Annotated in this window: 18 protein-coding genes; 6 read left to right on the top strand and 12 right to left on the bottom strand. The window is 42.9% G+C overall.

Annotation, left to right across the window (positions count from 1 at the left end; all coding sequences use genetic code 11):
• Positions 1-2 precede the first annotated feature (2 nt).
• The 3 genes from IEW82_RS11680 to IEW82_RS11670 are packed head-to-tail and all read right to left on the bottom strand — an operon-like array spanning position 3 to position 4908.
• Entirely contained in the window at positions 3-680 is a 678-nt protein-coding gene (locus tag IEW82_RS11680) for a response regulator transcription factor (protein WP_188694126.1), read from the bottom strand.
• Complete coding sequence (locus IEW82_RS11675) at positions 646-3663, bottom strand: AAA family ATPase (RefSeq protein WP_188694124.1); 3018 nt, start codon at positions 3661-3663, stop codon at positions 646-648. Before IEW82_RS11675 ends, IEW82_RS11680 begins: the two co-directional genes overlap by 35 nt.
• A gap of 15 nt (positions 3664-3678) precedes the next feature.
• Complete coding sequence (locus IEW82_RS11670; RefSeq protein ID WP_188694122.1) at positions 3679-4908, bottom strand: DNA repair exonuclease; 1230 nt, start codon at positions 4906-4908, stop codon at positions 3679-3681.
• 339 nt (positions 4909-5247) lie between these two features.
• Between IEW82_RS11670 and IEW82_RS11665 the strand changes: the two genes are divergently transcribed.
• Complete coding sequence (locus tag IEW82_RS11665; protein WP_188694120.1) at positions 5248-5433, top strand: YhzD family protein; 186 nt, start codon at positions 5248-5250, stop codon at positions 5431-5433.
• Positions 5434-6045: 612 nt separating this feature from the next.
• Here the strand turns inward: IEW82_RS11665 and IEW82_RS11660 are convergent.
• From IEW82_RS11660 to IEW82_RS11625, 8 genes are all read right to left on the bottom strand, one after another.
• Positions 6046-6546: a spore coat protein gene (locus IEW82_RS11660; RefSeq protein WP_229672557.1), complete on the bottom strand. Its 501-nt coding sequence runs from the start codon at positions 6544-6546 to the stop codon at positions 6046-6048.
• 663 nt (positions 6547-7209) lie between these two features.
• Positions 7210-8046 carry a Cof-type HAD-IIB family hydrolase gene (locus tag IEW82_RS11655; protein WP_188694118.1) on the bottom strand — a complete coding sequence of 279 codons (837 nt, stop codon included), beginning with the start codon at positions 8044-8046 and terminating at the stop codon, positions 7210-7212.
• A 131-nt stretch (positions 8047-8177) separates the two neighbouring features.
• Positions 8178-8807: a bifunctional 4-hydroxy-2-oxoglutarate aldolase/2-dehydro-3-deoxy-phosphogluconate aldolase gene (locus IEW82_RS11650; protein WP_188694116.1), complete on the bottom strand. Its 630-nt coding sequence runs from the start codon at positions 8805-8807 to the stop codon at positions 8178-8180.
• Between the two features lie 14 nt (positions 8808-8821).
• Positions 8822-9775: a sugar kinase gene (locus tag IEW82_RS11645; RefSeq protein ID WP_188694114.1), complete on the bottom strand. Its 954-nt coding sequence runs from the start codon at positions 9773-9775 to the stop codon at positions 8822-8824.
• Between the two features lie 22 nt (positions 9776-9797).
• Positions 9798-10868, bottom strand: coding sequence for a mannonate dehydratase (gene uxuA, locus IEW82_RS11640; protein ID WP_188694112.1), 1071 nt, complete (start codon positions 10866-10868; stop codon positions 9798-9800).
• Positions 10869-10908: 40 nt separating this feature from the next.
• On the bottom strand, positions 10909-11919 hold the full coding sequence (locus IEW82_RS11635; RefSeq protein WP_188694110.1) for a LacI family DNA-binding transcriptional regulator: 1011 nt from the start codon (positions 11917-11919) through the stop codon (positions 10909-10911).
• 300 nt (positions 11920-12219) lie between these two features.
• Positions 12220-12582 (bottom strand): YlbF/YmcA family competence regulator, encoded by a 363-nt coding sequence (locus IEW82_RS11630; RefSeq protein ID WP_188694109.1) that lies wholly within the window; start codon positions 12580-12582, stop codon positions 12220-12222.
• 123 nt (positions 12583-12705) lie between these two features.
• On the bottom strand, positions 12706-13845 hold the full coding sequence (locus tag IEW82_RS11625; protein ID WP_188694107.1) for a DUF445 domain-containing protein: 1140 nt from the start codon (positions 13843-13845) through the stop codon (positions 12706-12708).
• 109 nt (positions 13846-13954) lie between these two features.
• Here IEW82_RS11625 and IEW82_RS11620 point away from each other — a divergent pair, with 109 nt between their 5' ends.
• The 4 genes from IEW82_RS11620 (at position 13955) to IEW82_RS11605 (ending at position 17953) form a co-directional block, all read left to right on the top strand.
• Entirely contained in the window at positions 13955-15298 is a 1344-nt protein-coding gene (locus IEW82_RS11620; RefSeq protein ID WP_188694106.1) for a YheC/YheD family endospore coat-associated protein, read from the top strand.
• Between the two features lie 290 nt (positions 15299-15588).
• On the top strand, positions 15589-15774 hold the full coding sequence (locus IEW82_RS11615; RefSeq protein ID WP_188694105.1) for a hypothetical protein: 186 nt from the start codon (positions 15589-15591) through the stop codon (positions 15772-15774).
• Positions 15775-15838: 64 nt separating this feature from the next.
• A complete protein-coding gene (locus IEW82_RS11610; protein ID WP_188694104.1) occupies positions 15839-16735 on the top strand; it encodes a PucR family transcriptional regulator in 897 nt (298 codons plus the stop codon).
• A 117-nt stretch (positions 16736-16852) separates the two neighbouring features.
• Positions 16853-17953, top strand: a complete 1101-nt coding sequence (locus tag IEW82_RS11605; protein ID WP_188694103.1) for an ABC transporter ATP-binding protein — start codon at positions 16853-16855, stop codon at positions 17951-17953.
• 55 nt (positions 17954-18008) lie between these two features.
• On the opposite strand, the gene IEW82_RS11600 is transcribed toward IEW82_RS11605, so the two are convergent.
• A complete protein-coding gene (locus IEW82_RS11600) occupies positions 18009-18209 on the bottom strand; it encodes an alpha/beta-type small acid-soluble spore protein (RefSeq protein WP_188694102.1) in 201 nt (66 codons plus the stop codon).
• Positions 18210-18328: 119 nt separating this feature from the next.
• Here IEW82_RS11600 and IEW82_RS11595 point away from each other — a divergent pair, with 119 nt between their 5' ends.
• The gene (locus IEW82_RS11595) at positions 18329-18919 is read left to right on the top strand and encodes a C39 family peptidase (RefSeq protein ID WP_188694101.1); all 591 of its coding nucleotides are present in this window, start codon (positions 18329-18331) and stop codon (positions 18917-18919) included.
• Positions 18920-19116: the final 197 nt, after the last annotated feature.

Genomic DNA, 19116 nt, shown 5'->3' with positions numbered 1-19116 from the left:
GTCTAAGTCACAATCCTATAGCCAGCACCGTACAAGGTCTCGAGGGTTAAACGCGGAAGCTTCTTTCTTACTCTGCGCACCACATCGTCGACAGCACGCGTTGAACCGACATATCCATCGCCCCAAACAGCAATGAGGATCTCATCTCTTGTCTTAGCAACATTGATGTTTTCCAATAAAAATAACACTACGTCAAATTCCTTCATCGTCAGTTCAATTTCCTGCATTTCCTTATCGAGAACCTTGCGGCGATTGACATCAAATTTGTAATCTGATACTTCAATATAGTGCGATTTGAGCCCTTGTCCATAGATTCTATGCAACAGCTTCTTTGCACGAATGACCAGCTCCTTTGGCAAGAAGGGCTTAGCCAAATAATCATCACTGCCCATTTCAAGACCTTGAATTTTATCTAGATCGCGATCACGTGCCGAAATAAAGATGACTGGCTGCTCTGAGTTGTTTTCCTTTACTTTTTGTATTAAATCAAATCCAGAAATACCTGGAAGCATAATATCAATAATCCATAAATGGACACCAACATGGAGATAATCCAACGCATCTTCTGCATTATGAAAAAGCGTTACCGTCCACCCTTCTTTTTCAAGGTAAAGCTTTAAAATGGATGCGAGTCTTTCTTCATCTTCAACGAGATGGATGTGAAAGCTGAAATCTGACATCCTCTACCTTCCTTTCCGCATGCAAATATAACTTCTTCATTCCTTGAATTGGCTCACTATCGTGACAGGTGAGGAATAACACCTGTCGCGTTTCTGCCAGTCTACTCAATAGCTTTAAGGTTTGCTGCCTCCTGTTCTCGTCAAAATTGACAAATCCATCATCTATCAATAATGGCAGCTGATAAGGCGCCTCAAAAATCGCAGCCAATGCCAGCCGTAAGCAGACGTACAATTGTTCCTTAGTCCCGCGGCTAAGCTGCTCTAGGGAAAAGCTCTGTCCTTTCGCCTGTTTTAAGACAAAGGTTTCATCTTCCGTATAAAAGAGCTGCACATAATCGCCAGCCGTCATTTCCTTCATATATTCGCCTGCCTGTTTCAACACTTTTGGCAGCCGGGTCGTACGGTAAGCCTCTTTGGCCTTTGCTAACCATTCAGCCGCAGTCTTGAGCACAGCCCATTCCTTAGCCTTCTCTTTAAGCTGTTCACGCATTTCAGCTTCATCATGGACAAGCTCTGCATAGGTTGTAGTCTCTTCCATTTGCTTGATTGCCGAGCGTAAGTCAGCAATGCGTCCCTGAACCTCGCGGCTGGCCTTTTTTAATTTATTTATTTTTTCTAGCAGGATCGCTTCCTCTGTATTTGCCCAGTAGTCGCTTTCTAACCATTTAAAGCATTGCTCCTGTATATGCTTTTGCGGCACAACATGCTGTAGCTGAGACCATAAAGCCTCCTTCTGCTTTAAAAGCGTTTGGCGTTTTTCATAAAGTCGCCCCAAATGTTGAAAGGCTGCTTTGTCTTCCACACCGGCTAGTATAAACAAAGCCTTGCATTCTTGACGATAGCGCTGGAGCTTTTCCTCAATGACTTGTCGTTGTTCCAAAAGCTCTTGTAAGCTATCCGCCAGTTGATCAAGCTTCCCACGGTTCTCTTTATATAAAGTTAACAGGTTTATAAGTTCGGATAAAGGCTGTCCAGAGCCTTTAAGTCTCTGATCCAATGTCATACAGTGCCCTTCAAATTGGTCGAAGCGCTGACGATATTGATCGATTTGACTCTGCAAATGCTTGATGCGCAAGCGCCTTTCTTTAAGATCTTCAATCAGGTCATAGACTTCTATTAACAGTGAAGCCTCTTCTTTCATTGGGAAATGATGCTGTGCTGCCCACTCCTCGATCTTAGAATAAGCCTGATGCCTCTGTTTTTCAACTTGATCCCAGCGCGTTATTAATTCTTGGTATGATGCTCTTTCTTCCTGTAATTGGACCTTCACGCGCTCCACCTGATCGCGACGTTTTTTTTCTGAAGTGTAGTCCTCTTCCATTTGCTTCTGTTCCGGAGCCGAAGCTAGAGTGTGTTTGACTTGCTCCAATCGCCGATAAAGGTCTTCCATCTCCGCTCTTTGCGAAGTGGACTGGCCTTCAAAAGGACGAAAGCCAAGCCAGGTGAACATGCTAATGGCGAAACCTGCTCCGATAAGTAATCCTCCGGCAAGCAGATTCCCCGACACTAATAATAGAATCCCTACAAAACCCAATACGCCCAAAAGGCCACCAGAAAGCAGATGTTTAAGAAGCCGCATGGACCTAATGGTGTTTTCTTGCTTCTTTGTCCTTCTGATCTGCTCTTCAAGCCACTTCTGTTCTTGACTGAGCTGATGGTCATTTTTCTTTTGATTAATGGCTGCTTCTAACGCTTCGAAGCGTTGATCAGAAAGCAGAGACTGTTGGTAGTGTTCACATGTTGCTTGATATTGTGAAATTTTATTTTCCTTTTCTTCGATCGCAACCTCTAATGCCCGATATTGTTGCTGTAATCGCTCATAGTCATTCAGTCTTTCTTTCAATTCATGTTTGATCTCTAGACCGGTCTCAATAGCTTCCAGCTGGCCTCCTGCGTAAGTAGCTCCTAGCTTTTGGCTTTGAATGGCATATTCTTTTTGCTCTAAACGGAGACTTTCTAATCTGATCTGATATTCCGGTTCTAAGGCTTGTAAAAGTTCCCTCTCACGATTTAAACTTTGTATGCTCTCTTCATTAACTAAAAATCTATAATCAATGTTTAGCGATGCAATCTTTTCCTGGATCACTCCCAAGCGATGAGCCAGTGCTGCCTGTTCACCCTCTAATGTCACAATGGTGGTATGCCAATTCTCATAGTCTTGTAGCCCCTTATCTGGAAAATGAGCAGCTGGGGCTGTTTCTTCCAGTTCCTTCACAACGTTTAGATAATCAATCAGCAGGGACTCACAAGCCTTATATTTCAAAAAATGACCGTATTGACGTTCCCAATGCTGCTGTTCATCGATCAGACGCTTGAGTTGATCCTCAGAATCAGACAAGTCCCCTTGCCAGCGATTGTAGGCCTCACTTTTCTTGCTCCAAAGGGTTAACTCCTTGCTCAAGCCTTCGAGTCTTTTTAAAAGTTTATTAATGGAGGGATTTTTACCATATGGTCTAAATAGCTCCGAAGCTTGCTTCTCCAATGTCGTTTCAAGGTCAAAAATATTGGCGCTCCCCATCATCCCTGTGCTAAATAGATAGTGGTTCAATTGGTCAGACTTTAACTGTTCAATCCCTCTTAATCCATCAAGGTTGAAGCTAAAAATGGACTCATAGACATCTCTATTATACCCCTTCAGCCATGTTTCCAGAGGCGTTTCATCTGTCACCTGCCCATCTGGTAAATAGATGACCGCTCGCCCATCATTTTTATAACGATAGCGCTCGATTACCACTGTTCCCCACTTTGGGATCTCTACCGTCAAGGTCCCCCCCAGTTCGGTGCGCTCGGATAAACCGACAAGGTAAGGCAACATGTCAGAGCGCTTAGGAAAACCAAATAATATTATTTTAATAAAAGCCATCAGCGTGGACTTTCCCGCTTCATTAGGACCGTAGATGAATAAAAAGGGTTGATCAGCGAGTGCCTGCTGATACTGTCGAAACTGACCAAATCGCTCAATATAAATCGACTGAAGCTTCATACTCTCACCCTCCTTTTATTTCATAAAAATACTTTTATGTAAGGCTTGCTTTATAAGACGTTCAGCAGCATCCGTGATCTCAGCCTGTTCATCTGCAGTTAATGGGGATAAAAATCTTCGAGCTGTATTGTGGGAGTAGAGACCAGCTAAGTGATCGCCATTTAACACATCGTCCTTTACCCCCATTAAATCACCAAGAAAGTGCGAATCCTCTAGCCATTGTCCTGCATAATCTTGTACATGAATCGTGTTTTGCATGGAGTAAACCCACACAAAATCCTCTTTTTCGTCCTCCGCTTGTTGTAACGCATCTTGAAGCTCTTCCATGGTTGCTGGATCCCTCAGTACGTCACTCAGCTCACCTTGACCGGTCAATTCTATCCGAAGTAAAACACCTGAATCTTTATGACGCAGCTCTTCTTTTATTTTATCTAATTCGCTGATGAGCCTGTTCATTGTGGTAAACTTTTCAATATTAACAGTCACATGCTCCCACAGTATATCCGCAATAGGGATAAATACAATTTCTTGTCGCTTACCTTCCAAGGTAATAAAGTAAAAGCCCTTATCTCCCGTCTCACGAGGAGACAGACCTTGAAGAGATCCCGAATAGACGATCGGCGGCTCTCGATGCAACCATTGCCTTATATGAATATGCCCCAATGCCCAATAATCAAAGTCCATTCGCAGAAGCTCAGATATCTTAAACGGAGCATAATTATTTGGCCCGTCCCCTTCATAAGCAGCACCATGAAGAAGACCGATGTGATAGTCCGCATCATCTATTTTCTTATATTGAGTGACAAGGTTTTCCTTAATGTGACGCGTGGCATAGCTAAAACCATACAAATTAACTAGGGTCTCGCCATCCTTTTGAAGGGAGATTTTTTCAGGGGTTGGCCCAAAGATATAAACATTATCTGGAAATGCAAGAGAGTGCCATTCGCCTTCTAACGCATCATGATTTCCATGAATCATATACACATGAATAGCGGCTGCTTTTAGCTTTTGAAAGGCAGCTTTTAGGCGTACTTGGGCCCGTAAACTTCGATTTTCTTCATCAAACACGTCACCAGAAAGGAGGATGAAATCAACCTTATGCTGAATCGCAACTGTCACTAATCTATCAAGGGCCGTGAACGTGCTTTGTCTTAACCGTTGCCGAATCGTTTCAGGAAGACCTGATTGTCCCTTAAAGGGATGATCCAAATGTAGATCTGCCGCATGCAAAAATGTTACTGACACCTTGCGCTCACCTCACCTATATTTTCTTTAGTTTATCACACTTCGACCATTAGGGCACATATGTTTGTACCCCATTTTACACATTGATCATCAACTTGCATAAGCGGAAGGAATATCGATAGAGGTTGCGAATTATTGATATAAGAGGGGATATTTTAGAAAAACTTGACTTGCACCGTTTCACTGGTACTCCTGCTGTGATTATAAAGCAATCACACACTTAGGGTGACTGGCGCCAAACCTCGGATGACGAAAGCCAAAGTCTGAACTTATACTATCTTCCTTAAGACGTCAGCGAATCGTTATAAATTTTTAATAGGATAAAAAGGAGGACTCATCATGCCAAGCTATACACTGACCGTTTTTGAAAAGGATGGTCAAAAATTATTGGAAGAAACCTTCGAGGCAGCAGATGACTCGGCGGCTAGAGAGCAAGGGGAGGCAAGGATTAACACACTTGATTATAGTCATCTTCCTAGTCGCGTCGTCTCACCAATTGGCAAGCTGGTTCACTTTCACCGCTGATTAAATCCGATGAATTCCCCTTGTGTTAAAAGCATTAAGAAAAACCGGCCGAAGAGCATGCCCGGTCCTTGTCCTTAGTATAGAGCATCATTCAATATGAAGGAGGCTTCATTGCCTGATCAAGTGGATGGGAGCGCAAGGCGCGCGATTCGGAACACTCTAAAATCATGTGTTCCGCGGGCGCCGCTGACTCATGATGCGGAGACTAGAGTCCTGCGGGAAGTGGGAGATCGGTAAGCCCTTAGCAGTGCGAAGGCGCGAGGAGGCTTACCACTCTCCCGCGGAAAGCGAGCGTCCTGGAGCGGAAATCCGCACCGTCCTCATGATCAGAAATTTTATACCTTTTGATCTTTTTAGAAAACTTGGCTTGCACCCCTTCGCTGGTACTCCTAATGTGATTTTTGCCAATCACACACTTAGGGTGCCCACAAGCCTTAGAAGGCGAAAGTCAAAGCCCGCCTTATACGCTCTTCCTTTATGCGCGTCAGCAAAGTTATACATTCTGATAGTAGAACAAAGATTAACAGAGCGAACAATGCTCGGTTAATCTTTGTATTTTGGGGTTGGGCAGATCACATATCACTTATTTAAAAAATTCATATTAGGCGTTCTTCATGTGTCCATCCCCAATGCCTTTTGGGCATTCTTCATATCATTTGCTAATAGCTGATTTAAATCATAGGCGGGATAGTAGCCTTGCTGATGCATATAATTAAAGATTTTTGCGTGCATGGTGATGGCTTGATTAAGCTGTTTAACAAAAGCTTCTCTTAAAGAAGGGGTCGCTGTTTCAGTAATGGCTGCGGCGTAGGCTTTAATACTGTTTTTTGCACACGAGAGGAGCTCGCCAGCAAAGAAACTATCCTCTACCATCATGCCCATTGTTTTCTTTTCATGACGCGGAGCCTTTGGATAAAATCTGAGCAACTCAACTAAATTATTTTTATGATCTTCAATGGCTTGTCGATAGAGCTGCTGAAGCATACTATCTTCAATTTCAGGATAAAACATCTCTAGCTTCATTAATGTTGATGTTTGCATCGCGACAATTTCATGTAGTTCCAATGTTTCATGCCAGGCTAAGTGCGCTGGTCGTTCATCATTTAAAACCATTTCCATTCCCTCCAATTGTAAAATCGATACAGTATATGCATTCTCAATCATTTGGATAATGGCCTAGCATGTAAAATAGACATAAGATACCTGTAAAAACAGGCGTTTGTCCCCACCCGCGTCTTTATAGCCTACAGCAAGGCTAACATGTCTGTACACTCAGAAGTCGTCCAACTTGCATTGTGCTGGCATGTGAAAAGCAACCCCAAAAATTAAAATAAGAACAACCAGGCGAAGAGCATGCCCGGTCCTTGTCCTTAGTAGAGAGCATCATCCAATATGAAAGAGGCTTCATTGCCTGGTCAAGTGGATGGGAGCGCAAGGCGCGAGATTCGGAACACTCTAAAATCGTGTGTTCCGCGGGCGCCGCTGACTCATGATGCGGAGACTAGAGTCCTGCGGGAAGTGGGAGATCGGTAAGAACTTAGCAGTGCGAAGGCGCGAGGAGGCTTATCACTCCCCACGGAAAGCGAGCTGCCTAGAGGGGAAACCCCACTATCCACCCCATGAGTACCCAAAGTCTTACTTTTTTATGAGTTTAAAAATATAAAAAACCACATTTCAACGATAAGGATTATTCTTTTTGAAATACCTTCCTTGCCCGGCTATTTGGATCCCCCTTTCAACAATCGAAAAACCCTTTGAAGGGGTTCTTCAAAGGGTTTATACGTACGATTTCATTTGTTTTCTAAAGACTTCTTTTAGCATATAAGCCACACCATTCATATCATTTGATCGTGTGATCCAATTGGCGCGCTCCCGCACCGTTTTGGGTGCATTTTTCATCGCTACACCTAGACCGACCTTTTCAATCATTTCAAGGTCGTTGTAGGAATCGCCGACAGCAACAGTATCCAATAAGGAAATCCCCACATGCTGTGCCAAGTGCTGCAACCCATTATATTTTGAGGAGCCACTCCGAGTAAGAATGAATGCTTTAGGCCCTTCCTCCTTCACTTGGACTGAAGGGAAGAAGTCCTGTAAAGACTGAAGCATTTCCTCTTTGTTGTCTTTTAAAAGTTCAACTTTTACATCCGTCGCATCATCGGCGTTTTCCCGTAAATAATCGCTTAAGGAATCCACATAAGTGACCGGATAGAATAGGGGTTCACTCACACCGATTGTCATCTTTGCCAATAAATTCGCCTGCTTTGAGCGATTGCTCACAGACATCTTTTCATTGGAAAAGCGAACCTTGCATTGATAGGTTTCTAAAAACTCCACAAGCTGTAAGAGAACGTCATGCCTGATCTTACTCGTATAAATGGGACGATCAATGGAAGAAGAGATGAATGCACCATTATGAGTAATGATTGGATACTTTAATCTTAAAGCCTTCGCCACCTTCGCAGCTGAATGAAAGTGACGTTCAGTAACAAGCGTGACAGCTGCTCCCTTATCCATAGCAAATTGCACAGCTTCCTTTGTTTCACGATCGAGACGATTGTTTGTTTTCAAAAGGGTGCCGTCGATGTCTAAAGCAAGTAAGCGATAAGCCAAGGTAATCCCCCTTTGTTATTCAGAAATCAACTGAAGGATTTCTGATTCAGTGCTTCTTGTTCAAACATATGAATCAGAGGGCGATTATAGAACAGGCTGACGCTACACTTTTGCCTTGAGTGCCTGTCTCTTTATTGGATGGCTTGGACAAATTGCGCCGCTTTTTTAGTTAAAAGCTGTAAAGACGCCTCATCCACTGGCTGCCGGCTTGGAACTAAGGCCCCTCCTAGTCCTGCTGCCACCGCACCTTTATTAAAATATTCCTTAATATTCTCGAGATGGATGCCACCCGTTGGCATGAGCGGAACTTGCGGCAGCGGACCATGAACATCCTTAATAAAGCCGGGTCCCAACACATTAGCAGGAAATACCTTGATCACATCTGCCCCGTGTTCATAAGCAGTTAGAATTTCTGTAGGTGTCATCGCTCCTGGGATACTGATAGCCCCATAGCGTTTAACCATCTTGATCGTCTCCACGTTCACTGTTGGTGAAAAAACAAACCGGGCTCCAGCCATAATTGTCGCCCGCGCCGTTTCTGGATCGAGAACCGTTCCTGCCCCCACCAATACTTGATCACCGAAAGACCTGACTACCTTCTCAATAATCGGCAATACATTAGGCGTTTCTGCAGTGATTTCCAATATAGAAATGCCGCCTTCTGCTAGTGCTTTAACAATAGGCATAATCGTCTCTTCAGTGGTCCCTCTAATGACTGCCACTAACTTTTTATCATAAATGGTTTGTAAAGTTGTTGTCATATCCCTCTCTCCTTTCATCGATTCACGTCTGCATGCTGTTGATGATTGATAAAGGCTTCCATTCTTTCTCGATCGGGGAGTCCCTCAACGTCACCAGGAACCATGGTGACAAGTGCTCCAACTGCCGCTGCGCGTTTAACCGCCTCTTTAAATGGGAGTTGATCTAATAAACCCGATAAAAGTCCGGCAGCAAAACCATCTCCCGCACCTACTGGATCGAGCACTTTTCTAACCGGAAACCCTTCGACATAACCACTTTCATCTTCAGTTTTGTAATACGCCCCTTTAGCCCCAAGCTTCAATATCACCCGCTTGGCACCTTGCTCCTGAAACCGCTCGACAAGCTGCTCTGTTTCTAATTCTCCAAATAAGAAATGGGCTTCGTCCAAACCGGGAAGAAGAATGTCTGCCTGCGCGCTAATAGCAAGCAAGGTTTCTTTAGCCTTTTGATCTGACCAAAGCTTACGGCGGAGATTCGGGTCGAATACCACGGTTACCCCTGACCTTTTTGCCCAATCAATAGCAGCAAAGACAGTGTCTCGACAGCTGTCGCTGAGTGCGGGTGTAATGCCTGTCAGATGGAGATAAGTAGCACTTGCAATATAGGCTTCGTCTAAATCATTCGGGCTTAAATGACTCGCCGCTGAATCCTTGCGATAATAATGAACCGCAATTTCTTCTTCCGTGATCAATTCTTTAAAATAAAGACCTGTTGATGCCTGTGGATCAAAAGTGACACGACTGATATCCACCCCTTCCCCACGTATAAAAGCGAGAATCTTTTTCCCAAACTCATCCTTTCCTAAGCGACTCAGCCACCCCACTTGGTGACCAAGACGTGCCAAACCAATGGCAACATTCGTTTCAGCACCAGCTACTTTAGCCGTAAAGGTTGATGCATAGCGCATTGGGCCAATTGTCTCTGGCGTCAATAAAACCATCGTTTCTCCTAGGGTGATGACATCCATCTGCTCTCCTCCATTCTTTGATTTAAGCCCTTGCATATTCCCGCTCCAATGTATCCCAGATACCAAGCAAATACATCACACCTAAGGCACGATCATACAAGCCATAGCCTGGACGACATTTTTCATTCCAAATATGGCGGCCATGATCAGGTCTGACATAGCCTGTGAAACCTGATTCATGATAAGCCTTAACAATATCGGTAATATCTAGCGATCCATCTTGAGTACGGTGAGACGTCTCAATAAAATCCCCATTCTCATATACTTTCACATTGCGTATATGGGCGAAAGGAATACGATCGGCAAATGTCCGTACCATATCGGCTACATCGTTGTCAGGATTTGCACCTAATGAACCGCTACAAAGAGTGATGCCATTGTAAGGGCTGTCTATAAGCTCGAGAAAGCGCTGTATATTTTCTTTATTAGTAATGATCCTCGGTAAACCAAAAATAGACCAAGGCGGATCGTCAGGATGGATAGCCATCTTGATATCATTCATTTCTGCGACCGGTATCACTTGCTCCAAAAAATAGTGCAAATTGGCCCAAAGCCCTTCGTCCGTTAGTCCTTTGTAAGCAGCAAAGAGCTCTGTGAGCTGACTCAACCGTTCGGGCTCCCACCCTGGCATGGAATACTCCGGATTGTCAACAACCTTTTTCACGAGCTCCTCAGCAGGCATGTGATCAATCTTAGCCTTTTCAAAGAAAAGTGCTGTTGAGCCGTCTGCCATCTTTTTATAAAGCTCTGTTCTTGTCCAGTCAAAGACCGGCATAAAATTATAACAAATGACTTTTACTCCTGCCTTAGCAAGCCTTTCTATCGTTCGTTTGTAATTGTCAATATAGGTATCACGTGTCGGAAGGCCGAGCTTAATATCCTCATGGACGTTGACACTTTCAACAACATCAATGTTTAATTGATAGCGCTCCGCTTGTGCCTTCACCTCTAATATTTTATCCATAGGCCATTCTTCCCCTGCGGGCTGATCGTGCAAAGCCCAAACAATCCCTTCGACACCTGGAATTTGTTTAATTTGTTCCAAAGTGACTGTATCATTCTTTTCCCCATACCATCTAAACGTCATTTGCATGCCTTTCATCTCCTCCCCATTTAATGAAACATGTACACCTTTAACACGATGCGCGAACCACCAACTTTGGCTGAAAGCGATGAATGCCCGGCTGACGCCTGTCATTCATCGATTCACTATTGATTTTTTCAAGTAAGCACCTAGCTGCTGCCTCTCCTATTTGAAAGGCGGGCTGAGCGATCGTTGTTAGCGGCGGCTCAAATAGTGGAGCATAAGCAACATCATCGATCCCCAGCAGCGCAAAATCATTGGGAATATGCTTTTTGTCCCGTTTTATTGATTTTAAAATTTCCATTAAGGTTAAATCATTGCCTGCAATAATAGCGGTAGGTCTCGGGGTCAGAGCTAATAGGTGTGCTAAAGCAATAGAGATATCCTCAACATTAACCCCTTGAATATACTCCTCGTGAATGGGAAGATCATGCTGCTCTAATGCTATTCTATAACCCGAAATCCGTTCAACCCTTGGTGTCACATGACGTATCAATGACGTTGTGATGATCGCTATATATCTATGCTGCTTTTCAACAAGATAGTCGACGGCTAAACGCAAAGCAGCCTTATTGTCTAGGAGAAAGGTATCTACCGAAAGCCCTTCCACCAACCGATCAACAAAGACGAGTGGATACCTCTCCTGCACCATTTGATCATATAAAGTCTTATTCTCCCCTGTGGGAAAGACAATGAGCCCATCGACTTGTTTGGCGCGTAGCATTGTGATGTACTTTTCCTCTTTCTTTGGGTCATCATCTGCATTGCAAACAATCACAGAAATGTCCTGTTGATGACATACATCCTCAATCGCTCGAATCACTTGAGTTGAAAAGATATGAAGAATATTGGCGACAATCACACCTATTGTAAATGTCCGTTTTTGCTTCAAACTTCTCGCTAATGTATTTGCCTGATATCCCGTAGCATCAATGACTTCTGCTATTTTCTTTTTTGTCTCCTCTCCCATGTATTCATAGCGTTGATTTAAATATTGTGATACAGTGCTTTTTGACACTCCAGCACGTTCGGCCACATCAGCCATTGTCACTCTCTTCATACCATCCCTCTTACTAAACCGATTTAGTTGCATTATATCTCAAATGAAAACGCTATACAATATTAGAATCAAAAAATAGTGGATTTATGGGAGGATACAGCGAGCCGACTGGATATTTAGAGGAACTTTTAGCTTAAGTTGCTGTCCGAAGGCATAGTGGCGGATACCTAAGCCTTATACTCAGGGGGGGGACTATTTTATACCCCTTCAATCAAAAAGCCCCAATAAAACCGGCGGATTTTATGTCTCATTCCACCAGCTTTATTAGGGCTGTGATTTTAAGTCCATCTCATTTTTATTTTAGTTAACACTATTATCATCGGCCGCTGTATAGAGCTCCTCTAATGGCTGCGCGATAATTTTGTTGACATCTGATAGAACCGTGCTCATATGCTGTTCCGCTACAAGCAATTTGCTAATCGTTGGATGCTGTTGGACGAGTTGAAACTGTTGATTGGCTTGATTCGCTTCATCCTCTGAAAGCTGCTCGCCTTGCATTTGCTTTTGCTGCAAGGACATTTGTAGTTCACGAAAGCTATCGAAGAGTTGCTTCGCACTTTCATCCTTTTCAATGGCCTCATGAGCGGTCTTCAATGCGCCATATTCATTGCTCTCGCGAATCGCTTTTTCCAAGCTGTAAGCAATATCATAAAGATTTGCCATTCTATTCCTCCTAATTTTTAAAACAGACAAAAAAGCTTTTCTTCGTCCATCATTTTTTCTTTCTATTCAAGTGTAACAAAAAGTATTCAACACTTCACCCCGCAGCCTAAAAAAGTGACGGATTTAAATAAATAACATGACCACTGCCTGAACAATACCAATGACCCCACCGAGAAAGGCCCCAAGATAGGTGATCATCTTAAATTCTCTCTTTGAAATCATCAGTACTACTTCTTCAAGTTCTTGAATAGAAAAAGCGCGGACTTGATCTGTTACCAACTTCTCTAGATCGAGTGCTTCTAATAATGAAACGGTTCTTTTCGCAAGCATGCGTAGACCATAATCCACTGCATGAGCGACCTTACCTATTAATTGATCCTTTACATCTCCCAACAACTCTCCAGGCGTTTGTTGTAACACTGTCTCTATAGAGAACAGCTGACTCACTTTATCATTGATAGCATTTTTCAACATTTCCTGTAAATGGATAGTTTCATCCAGTTCCTTCAATGTCTTGTGCTGCAATTCGAGCCACTCTCGTTCCAATAGTTCATGCAAAGCCGCAATAAATGAAGGCTGATTGAGAAAGCGAATGAGCTCGGGATACAGTTTGTCCATGAGGCTTTGATTGCCAAGAAACATTCCTAGCATGCTCCCTAAAAAGCCCTTTCCTTCAAAAAAGCGGTCTAACTCTCCCTTCACCTTTTCTTTTCCTTCGTCACTCTCTAAATAATTGATCAGACGCTGGCCGATCAATTGAGAAAATTGAGGAAGTTGGCTGGAAATCTTCTGCTGTATTTCATCCGGAAGGAGCTGATATAGGGTATTCTGTTGATGGCTTTCCCATAATGAAATAAAAGACTGCATGATCCAATCATTGAGTTTGGCATCCAGCTGTTTTACAGTGTATTGGCGCTCTGACCCCAGATAATGAGCCAAAGGCTGACTATCCTCTAACCACTTTTTCAACTCTGCTTGGACAATACTTGTCATTTGCTCCTTTAAGTGACTGTCCATAAACTTTTTTTCTAAGCTTTCTGCTGTAAGTAAATGCTTCATCACCAGCCTGCCCAACTGCTTTGCAATGTCTTCCCTTCGTTTCGGGATCAAACCAGGAGTAAAAGGAAGCCGCCAGCCGCCTATCATGATGGCACGGTGTGGCCTAAATAACATTTTTATTGCAAGAAAATTCGTCACTCCGCCTATAAGCGCACCCACTATAATAAGTAATAAAAAGGTTCCAATAATTTCTCCAATCGACATCTCGTTCATTCCTTTTTTCCGTTTGTTTAAACAGGCACATGCCCATTATTAAAGCATATGAATATATATAAATGCACTCACTCACTAAGGGATTTTGGAGGCCACATACATGGATTTATTTAAAGTAGAAAAGCTTAACCATAAACCGAATACTGTATATCTGCCAACGGCATTATACCAAAAATCGCTTTCTAAACTTTGCTTTTCAAATAAATATGTCAATTGCGTATTTAAGCCAACCTCCCAACCGAAATGCTATGTGTCCGAAGAAGTATGGAAAAGACTAGGACTTCCCTATAACCAAAAATGGCATTTTCTCCAACAAGAGGACACCTTACATTTCATGCCAATCATCGGAATCTTTACGACACATTATCATCCCAATGCCATCCTTCCCTTTGGGCAAAGAACAGAGGAAATGAAAGGTCTATTAGAATATGCCAGACAAGCGGGAGGCTGCGCATTTGTTTTTACACCCCGGCAAATTCAATGGGAACTTGGCACTTTAACCGGCCTACTGTATGACGAAGGAGACTGGCGTGAACAGGAGGTGCCCTTTCCACATGTTGTCTATGACCGCACCCCGAATAGACGTGCGGAGAATAAGCAAAGTGTCAAATATGTCAAAAGCCAATTCCATCATAATTATGGAATTCCTTGGTTCAATCCATCCTTCTTTAATAAATGGGATATCCACCAATTTCTTAAGGCTCATCCATTATCCAGCCAATTTCTCCCGCAGACCTATGACTTTACATCTAAGCATTTAAAAGAAGCTCTTGATTATTTTAACACGGTTTATGTCAAACCGAAAAAAAGCAGTCATGGGTTAGGGATCAAACGCATTATAAAACATGGGGAAGGGTATATCTGCGAAACCAATACACCGGAGCGCTGTGTAAAACACCAGTACGCTTCCCTTAAGGATTGTCTAATCAGTGAATTTCACAGCCATTTAGCCAGTCAATATGTGATTCAGCAGGGCATAGATTTGCAAAAACACAACAAGCATCCCTTTGACTTTCGCGTGCATACAAACAAAGACGGGGAAGGGAAATGGCACTTAAGCGCCATCGCCGCAAAGGTCGCTGCGGTAAACACCATTACTACTCATACGTATTATGGTGGTCAAATTCTTGCTTTAAATGATATTTTTGATCAAGAAACCGCTCAGAAATATGTAAAGGGGTTAAAAGAAGATGTTGTCGCCATAAGTGAAGCGCTCGATGAACAAACAGATGATCTCATCGGTGAGCTCGGTTTCGATCTCGGCCTTGATCAAGAAAATAGACTGTGGCTCTTTGAAATTAATGCTCGACCAGGACAGGTGATTTTTCATCATCCTAAAATCCGCCACCAGACTAAACTGATTCACCGTTATTGGTTCAACTATTGTTTATATCTCAGTAAGCTTAGTCTATTAAAGCCTTTGACGCTTTCTAGTGTAGAATAACACGCCATCCATTTGCGGTAAAAATGCGAATGCTATTATTATTTACACACTTCGTTTTTATTGTTATGTTTAATATAGGTGTTACTGCGTTTTAATGCATTCCTTTTATTCTTTTATGTCTTTGACATTTCCAGAAAGAATAAGCAAACATCTCTTTAATTGAGGACGCTTTTGTTAGCCGTATTCACGAACCCTGCTATATCATGTTTGTGATGCTTAAAATTTCCTTGAGCTCTATTTCATGAAAACAGAGTGCGAGGGAAACCCTTTAAATAAAGGGGGAATGCAGCATGAACAAATCATCTCATCGAGATAAAGACCTTGACTACGAAGGACGTGCTGAATACTATTTGGATATCGACCGTATGATGAGCGAAGGAATGGCTGGTGGAACGGTCAATACCAAGTATGATCATCCTTCTGTCGATCACTATCATGAAATTGTTCAGCGTGAGGAACCACCACGCGAATCCTAGCTTTTCCCCGCCTCGATCTCATTTGATCGAGGTGCATCATTTTATTAATAAGGAGTTCATCGCCATGCTTGAAGCCTTAAAGGCCATTTATGGACAAGCTTTTACATATTATAACGATCAAGAACATCTGGAGTCCTATTATTGGTTTCAAGATCAAGCACATATCCAATTTGGCATTAAGAAATCGGCCGTAACTGAAAAGGAGCTTCAGCTTTTGAAGCTTTATTATGAAACCGTTGATCAATTCACCACGCCAAAAAGCCCTGCGCAAAAGGCTTGGGCAAACCTTTTATTTAATGGCACTGAGGCTAGCAACCCAAAAGATAGCCCGGGGCTCTCGTTTCCTGCCTATCCTATTTACATCCATTTTAAATCACTGCCCAATGATCTTGCCGCTTTCGAAGAGGCAATGTCTGCTCTGGTTTCAGAGACACCCGTTTTGCTTTGGAGGGAAAACGAGGCTATCCTCATCCTCTCGGAACCATCAAAACGTGTTGTTGCTGAGGAAATCGTCGATCTCATGGCTACAGAATTCTTCGTCGATGTCGCCGTTATGATTGGTGCCATTTTTTATACAGCTCAGCTGTCAAAGTCAAGCTATGAATGGCATCATCAGCTTTTTGAACGCTTTTTACGCATCTATCCACGAAAACGGGTCACATCACTTGATCATTTAATTCCAATATTTTTACTGGAGAATCTCTCGCCTGAGGCGGCTGATTTTATGTTTAAAAAGATTCAAAACGCGCTATCTGAAGGAGGCACTGAGCTCAAAGAAACATTGCTCACCTTTTTTGAACACAATATGAATGTCTCTACCGCTTCCAAGGCACTCTACATCCATCGCAATAGCTTGCAATATCGCTTGGATAAATTTCATGAAAAAACGGACCTTGATCCGAAGACCTTTATTGATGCTGCTATTATTTATATTGGTATTTTAAAGTATAGCCTTGGTTGACTTGTAACATGTATACAATAATTCCTGAAATCTTTGTGCAGACTGCCCTCTTCTATCGATGGAATAAATCGCTTACAATAAAAGTAGATTGAAAACGAATTCAAGGGGGACTCCTTCATGGCTGGTATTGTAATGAAAGGTATTGACAAAGTCTATGACAAAGCTGAAACAAAATCAGTAGATAATTTTAATCTTGATATTAAGGACAAAGAATTTATCGTTTTCGTTGGTCCATCTGGTTGTGGTAAGTCAACTACGCTTCGCATGATCGCAGGACTTGAAGATATTACTGCCGGTGAGCTTTACATTGGTGATCGCCTCGTCAACGACGTTGCACCAAAAGATCGCGATATCGCAATGGTTTTCCAAAACTATGCGCTGTATCCTCACATGAACGTCTATGATAACATGGCCTTTGGACTTAAGCTTCGCAAATTCAAAAAAGATGAAATTGAGAAACGCGTCCAAAATGCAGCAAAGATCCTTGGCATTGATAAGTTTCTTGATCGTAAGCCAAAAGCACTTTCCGGTGGTCAAAGACAGCGTGTTGCACTCGGTCGTGCCATCGTCCGTGATCCTCAAGTATTCCTCATGGACGAACCCTTATCAAACCTTGATGCTAAGCTTCGTGTACAAATGCGTGCCGAGTTAACTAAACTTCATCAACGGCTGCAAACCACTACAATTTATGTAACACACGATCAAACTGAAGCCATGACGATGGCAACACGCATTGTTGTCATGAAGGATGGTGTCATTCAACAAGTCGGTACGCCGAAAGAAGTCTATGACCTTCCTGAAAACATTTTCGTTGCTGGTTTCATGGGATCTCCTGCGATGAACTTCTTAAAAACAAGACTTGAGGACGGCAAGGCAATCGTTGGCGAGCACACCTTCAAGATTCCTGAAGGCAAAATGAAATTATTGCGCGAGCGCGGCTATGTCAATAAAGAAGTCGTTCTCGGCATCCGCCCAGAGGATATCCATGATGAACCTCTTTTCATCGAAGCATCCAAAGATACGACATTTGAAGCTGCCATTGAAGTGGCTGAATTAATGGGGGCTGAAACCTTCTTGTATTCAAACATTGGTGAAGATCAGTTCGTCGCTCGCGTTGATTCTCGTACAGACGCCAGCAGTGGTAAAAACATCACATTGGCTCTTGATATGAATAAAGCGCATTTCTTTGATCCAGAAACTGAATTACGCATTCGCTAAACATGTCATCACTTTTAAAGGGAAGCAGCCCAGGCTGCTTCCCTTATTGCCATACTTATTTATTTTGTCCAGGCATTTGCTGCTGTGCCTGCGCAACTAAACGCTTTGTAATTTCGCCACCAACAGAACCATTGCCACGAGAGGTCGTATCTGCGCCTAATCGAACACCAAATTCACTGGCGATTTCCTGCTTCATTTGTTCCACCGCTTGTTCCACTCCTGGGACAAGCAATTGGTTACTATTATTGTTAGCCACTTAATCACCTCCCAATCCTAGTTTGACCTTCTACTCTCCTGCTATGTACATAACGTAAAAGAAGGTTTTACCATGAACTATGGCGAATTTACTACCAGTAATCGGAGGTGGCAAGTAAAATGACACGTGCAAAAATGATTGATGTCCCACTCATTGCACAATTACCCGAACTGCCAAGGGGCTGTGAGGTCACATCCCTTTGTATGTTGCTCCAGCACGCGAAGATCCAAGTCGATAAGCTGCAGCTCGCTGAGGCTGTTGTTAAGGTCCCTTTTGAGACAGACGGTGTTCACGGACATCCCAACGATGGCTTTGTTGGAGACATGTATAGTTTTGAAACACCAGGTCTTGGAACCTTTCATCGTCCAATTGTCCAATTAGCTAAAACCTTTCTTGGCGATCGAATCATTGATTTGACAGACTGCGAATGGGCACGTATAGAGGGACAAATCGACCGTGGGTTTCCAGTTTGGGTTATTGTAACCAGCCGCTATAATTATGTGGAGGACGAACATTGGGAAACATGGCTTACGGCTCACGGAACTCTTAAAATAACATATAAAGAGCACGCTGTTGTCATTACTGGCTATAACGAGGATTTTGTGTATTTTAACGATCCTCTCGACAACATCAAAAATCGTCCCGGCAACAAACAGGACTTTATCGACGGCTGGAAGCAATTTGGTCAGCAAGCGATTTCCTATCTATAGTTAAAAGAACCGGACATTTGCCTGGTTCTTTTAACTTAGAGATTTTATAAAATGAGTGTGCCATGCATTTTTTAATTGCCGTGATTTATTCACTTTTAGCATGTTTGGCCGTTTTAAAAAGCCTTCGACGCTATTTTGTCATTTGGAGCATATATAAAGAGCCCAGCCCGCTCCATTCAAAAGGAAGCCGTGAATTT

The sequence above is a fragment of the Pullulanibacillus camelliae genome (genome assembly GCF_014642655.1).
In the GTDB taxonomy this organism is placed as follows: Bacteria; Bacillota; Bacilli; order Bacillales; family Sporolactobacillaceae; genus Pullulanibacillus; species Pullulanibacillus camelliae.
Note: the sequence above shows the minus strand (reverse complement) of the source record. Positions and strands in the feature narration are given on the sequence as shown.

Bases quoted from the DNA above. Each gene is read 5' to 3' on its own strand.
- IEW82_RS11610 (WP_188694104.1), top strand. From the start codon at position 15,839: ATGCTTGAAGCCTTAAAGGCCATTTATGGACAAGCTTTTACATATTAT.
- IEW82_RS11595 (WP_188694101.1), top strand. From the start codon at position 18,329: ATGACACGTGCAAAAATGATTGATGTCCCACTCATTGCACAATTACCC.
- IEW82_RS11605 (WP_188694103.1), top strand. From the start codon at position 16,853: ATGGCTGGTATTGTAATGAAAGGTATTGACAAAGTCTATGACAAAGCT.
- IEW82_RS11615 (WP_188694105.1), top strand. From the start codon at position 15,589: ATGAACAAATCATCTCATCGAGATAAAGACCTTGACTACGAAGGACGT.
- IEW82_RS11665 (WP_188694120.1), top strand. From the start codon at position 5,248: ATGCCAAGCTATACACTGACCGTTTTTGAAAAGGATGGTCAAAAATTA.
- IEW82_RS11660 (WP_229672557.1), bottom strand. From the start codon at position 6,546: ATGGTTTTAAATGATGAACGACCAGCGCACTTAGCCTGGCATGAAACA.
- IEW82_RS11630 (WP_188694109.1), bottom strand. From the start codon at position 12,582: ATGGCAAATCTTTATGATATTGCTTACAGCTTGGAAAAAGCGATTCGC.
- IEW82_RS11675 (WP_188694124.1), bottom strand. From the start codon at position 3,663: ATGAAGCTTCAGTCGATTTATATTGAGCGATTTGGTCAGTTTCGACAG.
- IEW82_RS11635 (WP_188694110.1), bottom strand. From the start codon at position 11,919: ATGAAGAGAGTGACAATGGCTGATGTGGCCGAACGTGCTGGAGTGTCA.
- uxuA (WP_188694112.1), bottom strand. From the start codon at position 10,868: ATGCAAATGACGTTTAGATGGTATGGGGAAAAGAATGATACAGTCACT.
- IEW82_RS11680 (WP_188694126.1), bottom strand. From the start codon at position 680: ATGTCAGATTTCAGCTTTCACATCCATCTCGTTGAAGATGAAGAAAGA.
- IEW82_RS11625 (WP_188694107.1), bottom strand. From the start codon at position 13,845: ATGTCGATTGGAGAAATTATTGGAACCTTTTTATTACTTATTATAGTG.
- IEW82_RS11645 (WP_188694114.1), bottom strand. From the start codon at position 9,775: ATGGATGTCATCACCCTAGGAGAAACGATGGTTTTATTGACGCCAGAG.
- IEW82_RS11620 (WP_188694106.1), top strand. From the start codon at position 13,955: ATGGATTTATTTAAAGTAGAAAAGCTTAACCATAAACCGAATACTGTA.
- IEW82_RS11650 (WP_188694116.1), bottom strand. From the start codon at position 8,807: ATGACAACAACTTTACAAACCATTTATGATAAAAAGTTAGTGGCAGTC.